Raw genomic sequence first — 17,557 nt, 5'->3', positions numbered from 1 at the left:
GTTGATTGTTATCGATCAAGCGACCTGACGCTTCTGACCCTCCACGATTTTCGTTGCTCCCGAAATGTCGGGAAGGAATTCGCCATTGCGCAGGCGTTCGAGCAATTCGATTTCGTTTTCCTGCATGCCGAGCGCCTTCTCAGCGGCAGCCCGCGCCTCGGATGGTGCCAGGATCACAACGCCACTTTCGTCGGCAATGATCGCATCGCCCGGCTTGATAACTTGACCGCCAACCGTAACCGGGACGTTAATCGCTCCTTCCAAGCCCAGAATTTTGGTCGTTATCGGTGACGGTCCACGACACCACATTGGCATTTCCACCTTGCGTATCTCGGAAAAATCCGTGGCCGGACCATCAATTACCGCGCCGACAACGCCAGCCAGTTTCATCGCATGTGTAACAACGCCGCCCCAGCAGGCATGGCGATCATCACCACACCGTTCGATTGCAACGAAATCGCCAGGACGGACAATCTTGGTCAGGTAGTGCAGGATAGTCGAATCCGCATGCGGAATCCGGATGGTGACAGCGGTTCCGGCAACACGTTTTTCCGGCAGAACCGCGCGAATCTCTCGATCGACGAACCCTGAATGCAGGAAGTGCCCAATCGTTGCTGTCTCGACCCGTTCCATGAGCTTGATCAAATCAGCATCGATCTGGCGCGGCATTTCATTGACTTCAAACATGGTCTGACCTCTCAAAGAACGTGGTGGCGAGCAACGGGTACATCACCGCGCACCTTGGTAACGTGGCCGAGGTTCAGTTTGGAACTGGTTGTTCCAACTCCATCTGAGCATTGCGCCACGACATGGCCCCACGGGTCGATGACCATGGAGTGGCCCCAGCACCATTTGCGCCCCTCGGCGTGGGAGAGTGTCTGCCCAACCGCCAGGAAATAGGTCTGCGTTTCGATTGCGCGGGCGCGGGCAAGCACCTCCCAATGGTCCTTGCCGGTCATCAGCGTGAAGGCTGCGGGAAGAACGATGACTTCGGCACCCTCGTCGCGCAGTTTGCGGAACAGTTCAGGAAAGCGCACATCGTAGCAAATGGCGCAACCGACCTTTGTGTCTCCTACTTGGTAGGTGACGACCTCTTCGCCGCGGCTGATCGTATCTGACTCACGGTAGATCGTGCCGCCTGGCGTATCCACATCGAACAAGTGAATCTTGCGGTATTTTGCCAGTTCCTTACCGTCGGGGCCAAAAACGATCGTCGTGTTGTAATATTTGTTGCCATCCTGTTCGACGATGCTGCCAGCATGAATCGTCACACTGTGCTTTGCTGCCAGGCCCGACATCAGCCGGTAGCCGTCGCCATCCGGAAACGTCTCACCATTGGCATAGATATTGTCCCGGCCCTCACCAAGGAATGCGTAATATTCGGGCAATACGATGAGATCAGGTGCCTCATTCGCAACGGCTTCATTGATCAAACGTGCGGCTGTTTCAAGATTTGCAGCCTTACTGTCCTGCGAGTTCATTTGCACTAGACTGACTTTCACGCTCATTCCTCCATTTTCAATGAATGGATCGTGCGCAAAATGTTGCGGTGAGACAAACTCGAAATAATTGAGCAGTCCTATAGAATTTTCTTATGCGTCCGCCGCTTGCCGCTTGTGTCGCATGTGTATGCGCTTAAGCGTCCGCCAGGCAGAGCGATACTTCAGCTGCCATCTGGGCAATGATCGACGGTAGAAGACTGTCCGGATGATCGGCGTAGACCGCATGGAAGGTAAGCGGATGAAAAGCCGGTGTGACGTCAAGAATCTCCAATGCACCTGCGCCAACATACTCGCCCAGGATCACGCGCGGCAGAGGCGCGACGCCAAGACCATCTTTGGCAAGGCGCATGATGGTCGCAAGCGAGTTGGAATTCGAGATCGCCGGTGCCTCAAGCCCAGCTTCGCGAAACTGCTGCAACAGCCCATGATGAGGAACGCTTCCTTTTGAAAAGGCCAGCAATGGATAACTTGCAAGGTCCGCAAGCGTAAGTTTTTTCCCCGCCAAGCGGTATTTCGGGCTTGCTACCCACACGCAACGATACGTGCCAAGATCGATATTGATCAATCCATGATCAAGCGCGGGGCCCATGATCAAAGCCAAATCGATTTTCCGCTCAATAATTTCTCGCGCCATGTTAAGGCTGGTGTCGACATTAAGATCGATGGCGATTCCCGGATAGCGCTCTTGGACACGCTCTACGAGACGCGGCAAAAACGAATGCACGATTGAATCGATAGTTCCGATGCTGACTGAACCTTTGAGACTTGTGGGATCGGCAATGGCTTCGCGAAACTCGCTGACAGCCTTTACGATGTCCTCGGCTTTCGAAACAGCCTGCTGTCCGACTGGCGTTAATTTGACCGTGCGCATATCGCGATCAAACAGCTGAACACCGAGCTCGCGCTCGAGTGTAGCTATGCGGTTGGAAATCGAAGCCTGTGTTGTGTTCAGTTTTTCAGCCGCAGCGCTGAAACTTCCCAAGCGCACGATCCAGAGAAATGTTTCAACAAAACGCAGGTTCATATGGGTCCCTTTCCGCCATCTTCCTGCAAAACAATATTGATGCCAATGCTTAATGCTCGATGTTGGCGGAAAATCCAAGATCACACTGGATAGCCAACAATACTGTTCCCAAGGCGAAAAACGTTGCCTGTTAAGGCAGCGCTTTCTCTTAAGATCCTGCCGTGGTTGTCATTGAGGGACCTGCCCTCCAGATCAGCGTATCCATTTGACAACTATCGTGTTTTGTCTTCATACGATCGTTGAACAGCAAGGTTTTTGCAATAGGCATGTATGCACCTTGTATCGGCGGTGCGGAGGCCATAGGCGGGTGCTAATCGCACCCACCTACATTCATCACTTCAAGATCTTCTCTGGAAGCGAAGTCCCATGGAACTTCGCGTATATCTCATTTAGCTTACCGTTCTTCAAATTCGCTTCTATCCATTCGTTTAGCTTGCCGAGCAGTTCCGGTTCACCTTTGCGAACACCGATAGCGAGATCGAAAGTGCGGATCACGAATTTGGGTTTGAAATCGAGAGTCGGATTGCGCTTGACAAGCTGACAACAATTGTCGCCGACGTCGCAACCATTTCAGCCTGGCCGCTGACTGCAGCGGTTACTAGAGTAGCGTCGAGTGAAGGCGAGATCGCGCTGAAAAAGCGCGATTCCTGTGGTGAACTGATCGGTACTGGACCTTCACCGGCACCCCGTCAAGGAAGCAGCCTCTGCCGCGGTTCGAATAACTGCAAGCGTGGCATCGGGATCGATCAGATACGGGCGCCGCCCGTCGCATCGATCATCTGGCCCGTTATCCAACGCGCATCGTTCGATGCGAGGAAGGCGATGACGTCGGCGACGTCCTCCGCCTTTCCGACACGTGAGAAGACCGAGAGGGCTTCAGCGCCGGCGCGCGCATCCGGCGATGCCAGCCACTCGGCATTCATATCCGTCTCGGTTACACCCGGCAGGACGGCATTGACCGTAATCCCGCGAGCTGCAAATTCAGGTGCCAGCGCCAGTGTCAATGTCTCAAGCGCCCCCTTGGAGGCCGCATAGGCGGGATGGGTCGGCGTCGCGATCCGCGTAAACCCGGTGGAGATATTGATGATGCGGCCGTTGTCACGAATGTAGTCGGCCACTGCCTGAATCAGGAAGAACGGCGCCTTGTAGTTGATCGTCATCACCTCGTCGAAAGCAGCTTCGCTCGTCTGCTTCAACGCCAGTGCGGGCGCAATGCCAGCATTGTTCACCAGGATATCGAGAGCGAACGAGCCCGTCGCGGTTCGCGCAGCTTCGCTGAACTGCGCCCAGAGGCTGTCGGCCGCGTCTTTGCCCTGTCTGAGATCGGCCCTCACACCGACGGCCTTGACACCAAGCGCCTCGATGTCGCGTACGGTGGCATTGGCAGCATCTGCATTGGCGGTGTAGTGCACGCCAATCAGCGCCGCACCCTCCTTCGCAAAGGCCAAGGCAGCCGCGCGGCCGATACCACGCGAACTTCCGGTAATTAGAGCTATCTTGTTTGCTAGTCTTTGGGACATGGATCACTCCGTTGCTAAATTAAATAGTGATCCCTATAGTAAGAGCGGGAAACCTTCTGTCAACTATTTAATAGGGATCACTATTTTAATGACGGATCCAATTCGCAAACGAGGCAGACCGCGCGTGCTCGATCGCGACATCGGGCTCGACATAGCGGCACGCTTGTTCTGGGAGCGTGGTTACGAAGGAACCTCGACCGCCGACCTCACGAAAGCTATGGGGATCAATCCGCCAACTCTCTATTCGATGTTCGGATCAAAGGAGGAATTGTACCGTCAGGCTCTCGACTTCAGCATTGCCCGTGAAAACAGTCGCCGGTTGGCAATTCTGCAATCCAACCTCCCGGTTTACCAAGCCCTTGGCCGCTACCTATACGATATCGCAGACGGTGACACCCAGCCGGACAAGCCGCGGGGTTGTATGGTCTCGACCGCCGTCCTGCAATATGCGGAAGAGAATGCGTCAGTCGCGAAGATGACGGCGGCATTGCGCGAGACGTCGATCCAGACTCTCAAAGCCCGCTTTGACCGTGCCGTCGACGAAGGTGAACTGCCGTCACAAACCGATACCGATACGCTCGCCCGCTTCTATGGTGCGGTTATCCAGGGGATGTCCGCGCAGGCCTGCGATGGTGCTTGCAATGCGCGGCTGAAGCGGCTGATCGATCTCGCACTCACGGCCTGGCCCGGAAAGCGTGGCACCTAATAGGAGTTTGGCCGAAAGACCATGACGGTGTTCGTACAGCCGCAAGCGTCGCGGGACTTTATCGATGGTTCGCACACGGGCGCCTTAAAGGGCCTGAACCGCCGACACTCAAGGCCAGGTCCAAGGCGTTAAATCGACCTCTTGATGCCCGAATTTGCTATTCCTAAATCACCCGCGCTCATTGATACGAAAGGAGGGAAACGATGGCGTTCGAAACTTTCGAGCAGCCGCTCTACGTTCAGCGCAAGCACTACATTGAGGAGATCACCGGGCTCGATGACGTTTTTGATTTCCTCAAAGAATGGCCGCAAGACAGGCGCGACCTTGTTTACGAGGTGATGGTAGACGCTTGCCGGAAGGCAGCGAGTGGCCAACTCCCGGCTCAAGCTGTCGCAGATAATTTCCGCCGCTTTCTCAAGAGGCACGGCAAGCTTGCCAACGTCAAAGATATACCCTTGCATCTACGGCAGCCCAATGAGCAGAACGCATCGGGCAGGTAGCCATGACTGCTCCAGATGTGCTTGGTCACACACTTTTTCGCGCCGAACCGGCGTTCGGTTTTTCATTTGATAACCGTTTTTAAATTTGACTGAACAATCCTCTCCCTGTCGCAAGCTCCAATGGACATCGCTTAGCCGCGCGCAATTCAGCCATACATCGCTCGTCTCGTTTTCAAGCGTGTTGCTAGTTTTCTATAGGTATGCGCTGGCCGAAAAAATCTCGTATTGCCGGCCGGCAACCTCTTGAACAGCCAGATGACCAAAACTAAATTGATGCTGCCGGGCGCCCCGTCGGGACCGGCCCGTCGAGCGATGAGGACATCGTCGGCGGAATTTAAACCTTGTACCCATATTGCTTCAATGGAGGATGTGGCTATGAGAACCACTACTTTCGACTTTTCTCCCCTGTTCCGGTCGAGCATCGGCTTCGACCGAATGTTGAATGCCCTCGATGCCGCAAGCCGCGTCGAAACGATCGACAACTGGCCCCCCTACGACATCGTCAAGACCGGCGAGGACGATTACCGCATCACCATGGCGGTGGCCAGCTTCTCGCAGGACGAACTCGATATCGCCCAAGAGCAGAACATGCTCGTGGTGTCGGGACAGAAGGCGAGCGAGGATGACAGCCGGTATCTGCATCGCGGCATCGCCGGGCGAACCTTCAAGCGTCGCTTCGAGCTTGCCGATCACGTTAAGGTCGTGGGCGCTAGCCTGGTCAACGGCCTGCTGACCATCGATCTCAAGCGCGAAATCCCTGAAGCGATGAAGCCGCGTCGGATCGAGATTGCTGCCGGACCGGCGCTGCCTGGGGCCGAGACAAAGCAGATCGAAGCCGAACTGCAGGCTGCTTAGGTCAGAATAACCCATCCCTGCATAAGCGAACGGCGCCGGGCATCGTCCCGGCGCTGACAGGAACGATTGTTCATCGATAGAACGAAAAGGAGAAAACCATGAGTGTACGTGATCTGATTCCCTGGAGCCGCAACAATGGCAACCGGGTTCCGAGCCTTCTGCGCAATGATGACCGCGATCCATTTCTGTCGCTTCATCGCGAGGTGAACCGCTTGTTTGATGACGTCTTCCGCGACTTCGGTTCAGGCCTGCCGTCCTTCGGCAACGGCTCCGCGTTCGGTGCCGGCTGGCCGAGCGTTGAGGTCTCGGAGAGCGACAAGGAAATCAAGGTGACTGCTGAGATTCCTGGTCTCGATAAAAATGACATCGAGGTACTGCTCAATGATGGCGTGCTGACGCTGAAGGGCGAGAAACGCTCCGAGACGGAAGACAAGGAGAAGCAATTCTCCGAGCGCTATTACGGCCGCTTCGAACGCCGCATCCCGCTTGGGATCGAGGTCGAGGAAGACAAGGTCGATGCGAGCTTCAGGAACGGTGTTTTGACCCTGACACTGACCAAGAGCGAACGGGCGCAGACGCAGGTCAAGCGCATCGCGATCAACAGCTAACAACCAAATCGCCAGCGGCCGGCCTGGTGGCGGCCGCCGGCATCCTTCGCCAACAGGTAAGGATATAAGAGGATGGAGATTGTTAGAGAGACATTTCACACTTCAACCGCGATGTGGGCTTCCGATATCCGTTCCTCGAATGATAACCGGCGGAAAGCTCTGTCTGTAGGCCGGTCTGTATTTCCCGAGGACGCCGTTGCTCGCATTTCAAGCCGTCGCGCTCCAGTCCAAGCTGCTCAATCAAGAAGCGAAGGTCAGGTTGGTGCACCTCAAATGTTGGCGGCCGTTGTCCTCTAGACCCACAGCGGACGCATAAAGGACCTCTCGTAGCTGATGATGCTACGATTGCGCTTGTCCAATTCATAGGCAGCGATGCACTCGGGGTCAGTAGCCATCCTGATCCGATAATCCTCGTAGGCCGCAAGACTTGGGAAGCTGAACAGAGCCAAGGCGATAGTGTTGGCGCCCTCGCTTGGTAGAAAGTACCCATGATGCGTCCCGCCCATCCTGTTGACGATCGGGATCCAGAGCCGCGCATATTGCTCGAACTCGGAAAGCTTGTGGGGGTCAATGACGTATCTGATGTAGCAGGTAATCAATAAAAAACTCCTTCGATACCGTATTTGCTGTTGCATGCGCTGCCTGCCCGCTTCTGGTCCCGTTCTCCGTCAAGTGCAAGCTGGAAATCAAGGCGCCGGCTCCTGAACCAGTCGATCCATTCCGCATGACACAATCCGCCTTGGAATTGACCGGGATACCCATAAAATCGACCACGGAAATCGGAGGCGACTCCCTCCCGCAGCCATAACGCCGATCCCCGATCACAAGTTCGTTGGTATTTCGGGGCCTTTTGGCCTTGTCGGTACGAGCAATTATCTCCTAAGTTCTTCGGATCATGACCTCTCATCAATTCTGCCGAGACATTTGCAACGACCGCGGGGAGCCTTTGCCCGGGTCCGGAGTTGCTGCCCAGCGCTACGCGCTTTTACATTGGCCTCGCCGCCACTGGCGAGTTCCCAGAACCAGCTCTAGCGAAATGCCGGAAATCCTCTCAGAGGCAATCACCATCGCAAACGCGGCCGGCATTCACGTTGCTCTCGTTGACGGAGATGAGATTAGCTTTTCGTACGATGGTAGATCCCAACGGTTTGCCACACCAGAGACATCGGCAAGCCAGCTTCTCAACATTGCAGCCGGGGGCACGTTCGACGGTGAGATTGACGACCGCCTTGCCATCCTTTGCTGTACAGACAGCAAACAGGATCCGTGCTGCGCGCGATATGGCTTTGCAACATGGAAGGCACTGAAGGAACTTGCCGATCCCAGGAGATTCCGCGTGTTGCAATCAACGCATCTTGGCGGCTGCCGTTTTGCGGCATCGCTTCTGGTTCTGCCTTTGCGGCAGCGCTATGGCCGACTTGAGCCGAGAAATGTCCCTGATTTTCTTGAGAGCATTTCCAGGGGTGTCCCGTTCCTACCCGCCTATCGTGGCAATCCGACGCTTGATCCGGCAGCGCAGGTAGCTGAACATGCTGCACTGTCTTTCGCTGCTCTTCAAGGTATTGCCGCGGATGTCGGGTTGTACGAGAATGCTGTGCCTGCGCGCGCAACAGGAGAGGCTCTTTTTATGGCAACGGTATCGTCGCTGAGCGTGCGCATTCGGTTGGAGCAATTGCGTTATGAGGTCAATACTCGCTGCAGCACAATTAAAGCCGGCTCCGGCGAAACGGCGGATCGCTGGCGTGTTGTTTCTGTCGAACCCCTAGACTGACCAATTGATCAGTTATGCTGAGGTGATGTGTTTCCGTCGATTTGCTTCAGGATTTTTCTTTCGCCGATGTGGGACAGAAGCAGGGTCGCGGACCCGATCAGCCCGTTCATCGTCTCGCCATAGCGGCTGCGGTTGAAATAAAGGAATTGGCGGTTACGAACAGCGAAAAGGTTCTGCCATTGTGCGGTGGAACGAAACGCTTTTGTTTCCGCTTCTTCTCCAAGCATCTCTTCATAGGTGTCAATGATGACATCGCTGTCAAAATCACTTAGCCGCTCGAGACTATAGGGAATGTCGCGAGAGCTGTTGTTGAATGCAGGTACGTGGCCGAGGCCGAAATCGGCGATGACCTGTTCCATTCCGCCGCGACCGATGATCCTGAAACCGTCGCGGTAGATTTCCATGGGGGTTACGGTGATGGTGTCCGGATCGTCTACACGCTTGGCAAACTCACCGGCGAGGCTGCGATATTCCTTTTGTAGTTCCAGATAGCGCGCGCTCTTACCAACGAGATCCGCCAATTGCTCCGCATAGACCATAATGCCTTTTTCGCGCACCGGCAGCAAAACCACTGGCGCAATGGATGAAAGCTTGCCGCGTAATCCTTTGTGATATGACAGGCCAACGATGAGGTCCGGTTTCAGGGCTGCAATGGTTTCGATATCCGGTGCCTGATGGGTGCCGACATAGCGGATTGCCGACGTGTCGTAACGTTGGGAGGCGCCGCGAAAGATCGTCTCGTCAAACAGCCTCTTGCGGCCAGACGAACCACATGGCGTGATCCCCAATTCCAAAAGCTGGGTGGTCAGGCTGAAATCATGCAACGAGACGACGCAGCGAGGCGCAACCGGCACCTCTGCTGTGCCAAACTGATTGGCAAATCGTCTCGTCTCCCCCGCCAAACTAGCAGCAGCGCCTGTAAGCAGACATAGCAGAGCCACAAACACTATTCGTATTTTCATCGGGACTGCCCTCTCCGCGACAGAAGGAAAAGAAGATATGGCGCGCCAATAACCGCCACGACGAGACCAGCGGGAATTTGCAGCGGCGCAAAAAGCGTGCGGCCGATCGTATCGCCGACAAGCACGATCAATGCCCCCATGACGGCGGTCAGGGGGAGCAGAAAACGGTGCCGATCGCCGACAAGAAGGCGCGCGGCGTGCGGGGCAAGAAGCCCGATAAAACTCATTGTTCCGACATTGGCAACTGCGGACGCTGTCAACATTACGCTGAACAACAAGGCAAAAAGCTGAAACCGACCAGTATCCAATCCGCGGCTGCTTGCGACCGCATCACCCAGTTGGAAGAGGTCAAAATGGCGGTAGAGCGCCAGAACGGGCACCCCTGAAAGCACGAGCCACAAAAACTGGCCGCGGACGTTGCCCCATCCTGCATTGTGTAAACTTCCTGCCAACCAAAGCAGCGCTGACTCCACCTGGTCGATGCGTCCGTAAGTTATCATCGTATCGGCCACAGCGCTCAAGATCGCCGTAATGCCGACCCCTACAAGTACAAGCCGTAAAGGTGAGACACCCCTGTTCCAGGACAGTGAAGCGATGAGCAAAGCGACGAAGACCCCGCCGACGAAGGCCGCAAGAGGATAGAATTCGGTGGTGACGTCTGAACGCCAGACGATCATGGCCGACAAAACTGCCGTACCGGCTCCGGCTTCAACTCCCACCAACCCGGGCGCTGCAAGCGCGTTGCGGGTCAGTACCTGAAGAACAACGCCGGAAAGCGCCATCGCCACGCCCGACAAAATGGCCAGCAGGATCCGAGGCAAGCGAACGTCGAAGACGATGGTTCGCACGATATCATTCTTTTGCGGCGTCACTATTGCCCGCAAAACGTCTCCGGGCGTCATGGGATAGCTGCCAAGTGTGACTGAGAGGAAAGCGACCACCAGTGTCGAAAACAGGAAAAGGCCAAGAACCATACGAGCCCGGCGATCTCTTGACCTTTGGTCTGCGTTCACGGAGACGCCTGTCATTTGACCCTCCGCAAAACGAGGGCGATGAATACAGGTGCCCCAACCAGTGCCGTGACAATACCTGTGTTGAGTTCGAGCGGTCTGACGGCGACGCGCGCGACCACATCGCCAATTACAACCATCAGCGCACCAGTGAGGGGCGCAGAAATGACGAGAGATCGGTAGTCTCCACCAAACAGCAGGCGACCAACATGAGGAGCAACAAGGCCGACAAAACCAATAGGACCGGCGATGGACACCGTCGAGGCCGACAAGAGGACGATTGCCAAAAGGATTGAAAAGCGAAAGCGGCCAGCCCGCAAACCCATCAAGGCGGCTGTATGCGAACCCAATCGATACAGATTGAGACCGGCAACATTACAGACGGTAATGGCGACGGCGACGGCCAGGAGAGGTAGCGTCTGCCATCTAGCCTCGCTGGTTTCGAAAGCCAAAGAGCCGACGAGCCAGCGCCTTAGCGTCTCCAGCCCCTGTTGATCAAGGAGCAGAATGGCGGATGTTAGCGCGCTGAAAAGTGCGCTTGTGACGACGCCGGACAGGACAAGGCGAGCCTGATTTTGCTCCGTGCCCGCATTGAGAAGAACGAGGAAGGCGGCAACGATTGAGCCTGCAAGGGCAAGGAACGGAACCATTGCCAGCGTATTGCCTGGTAGAACTAAAAGTCCAACGACCACGAAGAAGGCCGCGCCGCTATTGATGCCAAGCAGGCCCGGGTCCGCAAGGGGATTCTCCGTTAGCCCCTGCATCAGGGCACCCGCCAAGCCGAGAGCTGCCCCAACGATCAGTGCGCTGAAAAGACGAGGCAACCGCAGGTCGAGGACAATATTATGAAGAGGATCTGCCCTGTCCGGAGAGAGCAAAGCGTTCCAGACAACTTCCCATTCAAGCGCTCGTGCGCCCAGCGCCAGATGCACAATCGCCGCTATGGCGAGAACAGCAAAAACAACGATAAATTGACCGACATGTCTGGCGAACGGCATATCGGCCTACTTCGAAAGCGAAGATGGAATACAAAATACATCTCCGGTCTCTGCGTCCGTCAACATTTTTGAGCGGATGCCAAACACCTTCTCGATATTCCGGTCGTTGAAAATCCGCGGGGTCTGTCCCTGCGCCACGACCAGGCCATCACGCATCATGACGAGTTCATCCGCGTAACGCGCCGCTTGATTGAGATCATGAAGGATCGCCACCACTGTTCGGCCGGCATCGCGCAGGATGGATAAAAGGTCCAGAAGACCGAGTTGATTTGCAACATCAAGATACGTCGTCGGCTCATCCAGAAGGATGACCTCAGCGTCCTGTGCCAATGTCATCGCGATCCATGCCCTTTGTGCTTGTCCGCCGGAAAGGCTTGAAAGCGGCCTGTCGAGCAGGATTTCAATCTGGCACAATTCAGCTGCGCGATGGACAGCTTGCTCATCGCTCGTCGACCATCCGCCCAGCCAATTGCGCCAGGGAAAACGCCCTTGCACCAGCAGCTCGCGAACGCTCAACCCGGCCGGTATGTGCATCTTTTGCGGGAGAAAGGAAACAAGACGCGCAAATTCACGTCTCGAATAGGAGGAAACGTCGCGTGTTTGAACAGCAACAGTTCCACTTTCTGCACGGACTATTCCAGCCATGGCGCCCAGAAGCGTCGATTTTCCTGATCCGTTGGGCCCGATCAAGGCCGTGAACCTTTGCTCTGAAATCGCGAGATCGATGCCTCGAAGCGCATGGGCGCTACCGTGATATACGTGTAGGTCGCTGATCGAGATCATAATTGGTTATCCGCTCGCCGAGGTTAAAACCAGCAACGCACATGAATTAACACTCTGTTGGCCACCTGTAACACCGGATCGCAAACCGCGCGCAACGGCAAAAGTGTATTGAGACACTTTAGCATTTTTCCCAAAGTGCATCCCATGATAGTGACCCCTCATCATACCTGAGTGCGACTGTCATGTTTGCACGACAAGGTCAAGCATCGTCTTGAAATATTGAGGGTTCAATGCGTCGGTATCTCGAAACATTCAGCATCAGAGCTCTCTCCTGCTCTTCAGCATTGGTGTCCATTGCGGTTCTTTCCTGGGCAGGTTTGGCAGCAGAGGATGTCTTTGCCCAGGACGGTACGGCTGATTCTATAGTCCTGGAGACTATCGTCTTGAACGCCAAGGAGCGCTCCACGGCGCCCATTGATGGTTATGTCGCGCAAACAAGCAGCAGCGGCACGAAAACAGACACGCCCATACTGCAGACACCCCAATCGCTGTCGGTCGTGTCCGCCACCGAAATAAGGGATCGCGATGCGCGCACCTTGGCTGATGTACTCTCTTATACGCCAAGCTTTACAGCCCAGCCGCGCACATTCTCCCGTGTGGCGGATCGTTTCCGCATCAGGGGCTTTGATGTGGAGCCGGGAACAGGCGGCTTGCTGCGCGACGGAATGCGGCTTCAGAACAACTCATATGACGGCACGCAGGAGCCTTTTGGCCTAGAGCGCGTGGACGTCGTTCGCGGCGCGTCCTCTGTTCTTTACGGGCAACTTTCTCCCGGCGGCTTCATCAATGGTGTCAGCAAACGTCCAACCGATGAGCCACTTCGAGAAATCGGGTTTGAAGGTGGCTCCCACAACCGCAAGCAACTGACCGCTGACTTCAGCGACGCGATAACCGATACGCTATCCTATCGTCTGACAGTGATGGGACGCGATAGCGATACCAACGTGGATGCGATCAATGACGATCGCTTCTACATTGCTCCGGCACTTGAGTGGAGCCCGGACGAGGACACATCGCTGACGGTTCTGGGCTTCTATCAGCATAGCAGCACGCGCTTTTCCGCGCCAATTCCCTATCAACTGATTGAGGGAATCGGGAACGGTCCGTCCTTCGTCGGGCGGGATGAATTTATCGGAGAACCGGGTTACGACCGCATGGCCAGCGACATGAGCGCACTTGGCTACGAATTCGAACACCGGTTCGATAATGACCTGCGCTTCTCGTCGAAATCGCGTTACTATCAGACAGACTTGGATTGGCGGTATCTGATGGCACAAACGGGTGCGGCCGCAATCAACACCGCGGCTACGACCGGTATGCTTGCCCGGCAGTATAGTGATCGGCACGACCGCGCCAGAGGCTTCACCCACGACACAAATATCGAGCTCGATGTCGAGACGGGCCCACTGTCCCATTCACTTGTCATGGGTTACGATTTTTACGACACGAACTACGATTCAGATAACTTCCGCGCTGCTGTTGCTCCGATCAATTTGAACGATCCAGTGTATGGAACAGGCTTCACGATTGATCGCTCTCCTGCTCGCAACCGTGGCGGCGAAACTGAAACCACGCAACATGGCGTTTATTTTCAGGACAAGATCAATTTTTACGGGCGATGGAATGTGCTGCTGGGGTTGCGCCATGATTGGGCGGATCAGAAATTCACGGCTCACAGAAACGGCGACTCCGTAAGCCGCGACACCCAGGAAACAACGTGGCGTGCGGGTCTTGTCTACGAAGCGGAGAACGGGCTCGCTCCCTACGTCAGTTATGCCCAGTCCTTCTTCCCCGTCTCGGTTGCCGATTATACCAACAATGCAAACTTCGACCCTACGACCGGCGAGCAGATCGAAGCAGGCATTCGTTACCAGCCGCCGGGCACCGACATGCTGTTCAGCGCCGCCGTCTATCAACTGACGCAAGATAATGTCGTATCGGGCAATCTTGCTGGCGATCTTACCCAGATCGGCCAGCAGCGTGCTCGCGGCCTGGAGTTGGAAGTGAAGGCCGACCTTACCGATGACCTGACGATGGTGGCCTCCTACAGCTATACGGACGCCAGAATTACCCGCAGCGAAGTTGCCTCCGAAATTGGACGACGCAGTGAAGATACGCCGTATCATCAGGCCTCTCTTTGGCTGACCTATGATTTCGCTCGATTGGGGATGGAAGGTTTGAGCATTGGCGGCGGCATTCGCTACAAAGGCGAGACGAAGGCATCCGGGATCGATCGCCCCATCCCCGGCTATGCTCTGGTTGACGCACTGGTTCGTTATGATGTGGACGAGAACGTTTCTTTGTCGCTCAACGCAACGAACTTGTTCGGCAAGGACTACGCCTATTGCGAGTTCGCCATCTGCCGATATGGTGATGGCCGCGAGATCATGGCCTCTGCCCGGATCCGCTGGTAAGCGATCGTGACGCCCAGGCACCGGTCCAAACAACGTCGATCATAATTTCGAAGCGAGCCTATAAAGCGCCGCTTCGGAATTTCGCCAGAATTGACAATCCTCTTGAAAGCTCGTCGAGGGATGGGCTACCAAGGCACAGGCGTATGCCGGTGTCGCCATCCTCAGGGTTGGCTCGTACCGCATCCGGCCGTGTTACGAGCACACCCATCAATTCAGCAGATGCAGCGAAGGTTTCCGCCTGCGCGTGCGGCATGGGCATCCACGCATGAAATGCGGTAGGGTCAGTCACCACTTTCCTGTTAGGCAGGAGCGAGATGACAAGATTTGCTCTGCGTTCGGCTTCGGTCTGAAGCGATACGCGCGTTGCATCCACGACCCCGCTGGAGAACCACTCTTCCAACAGCGCATAATCGAGTGGCGACGCGGCCAGCGGTAGAATTTGCAAAGCCTCTTCCGCGCGGCTGATCCATTTTGGAGGCAAGACCAGCACACCCAACCGAAGGCCTGATGTCATCGTCTTGGAAAGACTTGTCACGTGGAAGACATTGTCTGGCGCCAACGCCACCAGAGGCGGGCGTTCGGGCGTTACACCCAGCGTATAGAGCACCGTCCTCTACAATGGGGACATCTCGCTTTCGGCAGACCTCGATGATTTCCTGCCGGCGAACCGAACTCATCGATGCGGTCGTCGGATTGTGGAGCGTCGGGGTGACGTAGACTAGTCTGCGGCGTGGATCGCCGGTTTGTCTGTCGAGCACGCGCGCAAGATCCGCTGGAACCATGCCTTCTGGGTCGATCTCTACACCTTGGATCGGATGCCCCCTATGACGTGCGAGGGCGATTGCGCCTGAATAACTCAGCCGCTCCGTCACAATCAGCCCCCTACCCCCACACAAGGTATCGAACGCAAGCCACAGAGCCTGCTGGCCGCTGCCCGTCAGGATGATCCTGTTCGGTTCAGCAATGACGCCAAGGCTTTCAAGCCATCGACCGAGGATCCTGCGGTGAGCATTATGGCCTGCCAGAGGAGGTCTCAGATGAACATGCTGGGCATCGATCTTACGGGCGACTGTTGACAATGTTCTTGCGAGCAAACGGTCGCTGAGCATAGGCGGGATGGCGTTGACGGACAGATCGATCAACTGTCCCATTTCGGACTGTAGTTCGGCGACGAAGGTTCCTTTTCCCTTGATGCTTCGAGCAAGACCGCGCCGCTCAAGAACCGCATACGCCTTGGTTACAGTGCCGACACCGAGGCGAAGCGTCCATGCCAGTTCGCGATGCGGAGGAAGTCTGTCTCCCCCCTTCAGATGCCCAGATAAAATGTCCTGGGACAGCGCCTCCAGCAAACGATGGGAAGGATTTCCTTCGCTCTCTGCAAGTCGGGCACTCCAAGGTGATTTGAGACGCATCATTTTTTCCTATGAACCCTTGCGCCCCTCTTTAGGACGGTTTTCTGATTTTTCAACAGAAAGTAGGTAGCCCTGATCGAACGCAGATTCTCCGAAAAGGCTAAAAATGGCATCGACCGCAACCTCCTCATTCAGGAGGGCCCGAACCGGCAAAGCCGTTCCCAACAAAGTTCAACTGAGAGTTGCGGACTTATCGCGAAGCCCAGAGTCCTCCTTCAAGGATAACAAAACTATTGGAGCATCTACTGAATGATGTGGGCCAGGCTTCAGACGTTATTTATCGTTTCTGATGCCATAATCGACGCGCCTCCGTCGGTTACAGCTCTATCGGGCAATCGCATCCATAACGACGTGAAGCGCTGCTTCGTCGGCCACCACCTACGGATTACTGCTGCGTACAAGCAGGGAAGTTATCAGCAACTCTTCCTTTGAAAATGCCGATAATAGGCTAATTTTCACCGATTTCGATTGTAGCACAAATGTCTACAATACCCATTAAGCTATTGTATTGAAATGACAATCCACTGACCGCATTATACTATGTGGCGGACGGCGTTCTACAACGTTTGGTTACAAACTGCCCAAGCATATTGAAGGTTGGAAAATCTAAGCATGCGTGCTGATGCGATGGCTTCTTTGCGCCTCATCGAGCCATTTCAATTAAGGTCGCCTGATGCCCAAAGCTGTCGTTTAGTTTGGCGATGAAGTCCACTTAATGTTGGTAAGCAGACGACACGCGGCAGAGGGCATTACCGGCAAGCACCATGCCCTTTGGAAGGTGATCGAGTGGTTCGTGCAGTCGTCACGCGGGCGACCGCGCCCGAAATGCCATCAAACAAGCGGCAAACGCAAAGCGATTATTGTCCTGGCTCGTCCAAAAGTTTGGTTATTGCCGATGGCAACATTTTCCCATTGTCCAGAAGCTGCACCAAAGCGGCATTGAGACAAGCGATCGGGTCGCGGGTCGCTAATACCTCCAGCATGGCACTGCGCCCAATGTCGAGTTTCGCCATTGCCAGGGCGTCAGCCCAGAAACACAGGAAGGCGCCACACTCCCGGCAATGAACTGGTGATCGGTCTGAGTCCTCAAGGGGCACCACAGCGTGAAGGTATCCGCACTCGGTGCATTTCAGCGGTTCCAGCAACTTGACAACGGGAAGGTCTATCATGGCACACGGCTGTCTAGGTTTCCCTTGCTATTATAGATCGTTACCTTCTCCTCCGCCGCAAACGTGAGATTGTCGAGAGCCTCTCTTTCCGACATCTTCCCGAACGCGAGTTTCTGCCAATAGCCCGCAGGTGGTCTTGATATGTAGTAATAGTCGCAGGTTTTGGCCAGCGACGTGGCTGGAACTTGAAACTGTCGGGCCAACTCACCGATCGGATACTGCCAGACCAGTTCATGGAGTTCCGCCCGCGTCAGCATGGTTTCGATGCACATCATATCATTCATGGCAGGTGCCGCTCGCCGGGTTCATGGAGCAATCTCGAA

At 55.4% G+C, this 17,557-nt stretch carries 17 protein-coding genes and 2 pseudogenes; 6 read left to right on the top strand and 13 right to left on the bottom strand.

Translation table 11 applies throughout. The features are described 5' to 3' along the window. Positions 1-15 precede the first annotated feature (15 nt). The 5 genes and pseudogenes from QFZ34_RS06240 to QFZ34_RS06220 form a co-directional block, all read right to left on the bottom strand. Positions 16-687 carry an RraA family protein gene (locus QFZ34_RS06240; RefSeq protein ID WP_307278273.1) on the bottom strand — a complete coding sequence of 224 codons (672 nt, stop codon included), beginning with the start codon at positions 685-687 and terminating at the stop codon, positions 16-18. An 11-nt stretch (positions 688-698) separates the two neighbouring features. Then, a complete protein-coding gene (locus tag QFZ34_RS06235) occupies positions 699-1,502 on the bottom strand; it encodes a carbon-nitrogen hydrolase family protein (protein WP_307278270.1) in 804 nt (267 codons plus the stop codon). Positions 1,503-1,635: 133 nt separating this feature from the next. Then, the gene (locus QFZ34_RS06230; protein WP_307278268.1) at positions 1,636-2,526 is read right to left on the bottom strand and encodes a LysR family transcriptional regulator; all 891 of its coding nucleotides are present in this window, start codon (positions 2,524-2,526) and stop codon (positions 1,636-1,638) included. Between the two features lie 333 nt (positions 2,527-2,859). Beyond that, positions 2,860-3,137 (bottom strand): annotated as a pseudogene (locus QFZ34_RS06225) (transporter substrate-binding domain-containing protein); the annotation flags it as partial. Positions 3,138-3,272: 135 nt separating this feature from the next. After that, positions 3,273-4,046: an SDR family oxidoreductase gene (locus QFZ34_RS06220; RefSeq protein WP_307278265.1), complete on the bottom strand. Its 774-nt coding sequence runs from the start codon at positions 4,044-4,046 to the stop codon at positions 3,273-3,275. Between the two features lie 88 nt (positions 4,047-4,134). On the opposite strand from QFZ34_RS06220, the gene QFZ34_RS06215 reads away from it, so the two are divergent. The 4 genes from QFZ34_RS06215 (at position 4,135) to QFZ34_RS06200 (ending at position 6,715) form a co-directional block, all read left to right on the top strand. Beyond that, entirely contained in the window at positions 4,135-4,752 is a 618-nt protein-coding gene (locus QFZ34_RS06215; RefSeq protein ID WP_307278263.1) for a TetR/AcrR family transcriptional regulator, read from the top strand. A gap of 203 nt (positions 4,753-4,955) precedes the next feature. After that, positions 4,956-5,252: a DUF982 domain-containing protein gene (locus QFZ34_RS06210; RefSeq protein ID WP_307278260.1), complete on the top strand. Its 297-nt coding sequence runs from the start codon at positions 4,956-4,958 to the stop codon at positions 5,250-5,252. Between the two features lie 375 nt (positions 5,253-5,627). Continuing rightward, the gene (locus QFZ34_RS06205; RefSeq protein ID WP_307278257.1) at positions 5,628-6,107 is read left to right on the top strand and encodes an Hsp20 family protein; all 480 of its coding nucleotides are present in this window, start codon (positions 5,628-5,630) and stop codon (positions 6,105-6,107) included. A gap of 98 nt (positions 6,108-6,205) precedes the next feature. After that, on the top strand, positions 6,206-6,715 hold the full coding sequence (locus tag QFZ34_RS06200) for an Hsp20/alpha crystallin family protein (protein WP_307278254.1): 510 nt from the start codon (positions 6,206-6,208) through the stop codon (positions 6,713-6,715). 293 nt (positions 6,716-7,008) lie between these two features. On the opposite strand, the gene QFZ34_RS06195 is transcribed toward QFZ34_RS06200, so the two are convergent. Next, positions 7,009-7,314 carry an NIPSNAP family protein gene (locus QFZ34_RS06195; RefSeq protein WP_307279013.1) on the bottom strand — a complete coding sequence of 102 codons (306 nt, stop codon included), beginning with the start codon at positions 7,312-7,314 and terminating at the stop codon, positions 7,009-7,011. 437 nt (positions 7,315-7,751) lie between these two features. Here QFZ34_RS06195 and QFZ34_RS06190 point away from each other — a divergent pair, with 437 nt between their 5' ends. Continuing rightward, positions 7,752-8,486 (top strand): sucrase ferredoxin, encoded by a 735-nt coding sequence (locus QFZ34_RS06190; RefSeq protein ID WP_307278251.1) that lies wholly within the window; start codon positions 7,752-7,754, stop codon positions 8,484-8,486. A gap of 8 nt (positions 8,487-8,494) precedes the next feature. Here QFZ34_RS06190 and QFZ34_RS06185 read toward each other — a convergent pair whose 3' ends face one another. The 4 genes from QFZ34_RS06185 to QFZ34_RS06170 are packed head-to-tail and all read right to left on the bottom strand — an operon-like array spanning position 8,495 to position 12,239. Continuing rightward, positions 8,495-9,448: an ABC transporter substrate-binding protein gene (locus QFZ34_RS06185; RefSeq protein ID WP_307278248.1), complete on the bottom strand. Its 954-nt coding sequence runs from the start codon at positions 9,446-9,448 to the stop codon at positions 8,495-8,497. Next, complete coding sequence (locus QFZ34_RS06180; RefSeq protein WP_307278245.1) at positions 9,445-10,476, bottom strand: FecCD family ABC transporter permease; 1,032 nt, start codon at positions 10,474-10,476, stop codon at positions 9,445-9,447. The genes QFZ34_RS06185 and QFZ34_RS06180 overlap by 4 nt, the downstream gene beginning before the upstream one ends. Beyond that, positions 10,473-11,456 (bottom strand): FecCD family ABC transporter permease, encoded by a 984-nt coding sequence (locus QFZ34_RS06175; RefSeq protein WP_307278243.1) that lies wholly within the window; start codon positions 11,454-11,456, stop codon positions 10,473-10,475. The genes QFZ34_RS06180 and QFZ34_RS06175 overlap by 4 nt, the downstream gene beginning before the upstream one ends. A gap of 6 nt (positions 11,457-11,462) precedes the next feature. After that, positions 11,463-12,239: an ABC transporter ATP-binding protein gene (locus tag QFZ34_RS06170; protein WP_307278240.1), complete on the bottom strand. Its 777-nt coding sequence runs from the start codon at positions 12,237-12,239 to the stop codon at positions 11,463-11,465. A 230-nt stretch (positions 12,240-12,469) separates the two neighbouring features. Here QFZ34_RS06170 and QFZ34_RS06165 point away from each other — a divergent pair, with 230 nt between their 5' ends. Further along, on the top strand, positions 12,470-14,653 hold the full coding sequence (locus QFZ34_RS06165; RefSeq protein ID WP_307278237.1) for a TonB-dependent siderophore receptor: 2,184 nt from the start codon (positions 12,470-12,472) through the stop codon (positions 14,651-14,653). 58 nt (positions 14,654-14,711) lie between these two features. Here QFZ34_RS06165 and QFZ34_RS06160 read toward each other — a convergent pair whose 3' ends face one another. The 3 genes and pseudogenes from QFZ34_RS06160 to QFZ34_RS06150 all read right to left on the bottom strand — a co-directional run bounded on the left by QFZ34_RS06160 (position 14,712) and on the right by QFZ34_RS06150 (position 17,518). Next, entirely contained in the window at positions 14,712-15,260 is a 549-nt protein-coding gene (locus QFZ34_RS06160; protein WP_307279036.1) for an aminotransferase-like domain-containing protein, read from the bottom strand. 43 nt (positions 15,261-15,303) lie between these two features. Then, positions 15,304-16,065 (bottom strand): annotated as a pseudogene (locus QFZ34_RS06155) (GntR family transcriptional regulator); the annotation flags it as partial. 1,165 nt (positions 16,066-17,230) lie between these two features. Further along, positions 17,231-17,518 carry a hypothetical protein gene (locus QFZ34_RS06150; RefSeq protein WP_307278234.1) on the bottom strand — a complete coding sequence of 96 codons (288 nt, stop codon included), beginning with the start codon at positions 17,516-17,518 and terminating at the stop codon, positions 17,231-17,233. Positions 17,519-17,557: the final 39 nt, after the last annotated feature.

The organism is Phyllobacterium ifriqiyense, from assembly GCF_030817885.1.
Classification (GTDB): Bacteria; Pseudomonadota; Alphaproteobacteria; order Rhizobiales; family Rhizobiaceae; genus Phyllobacterium; species Phyllobacterium ifriqiyense.
This window is presented reverse-complemented; position numbering and strand designations above follow the sequence as displayed.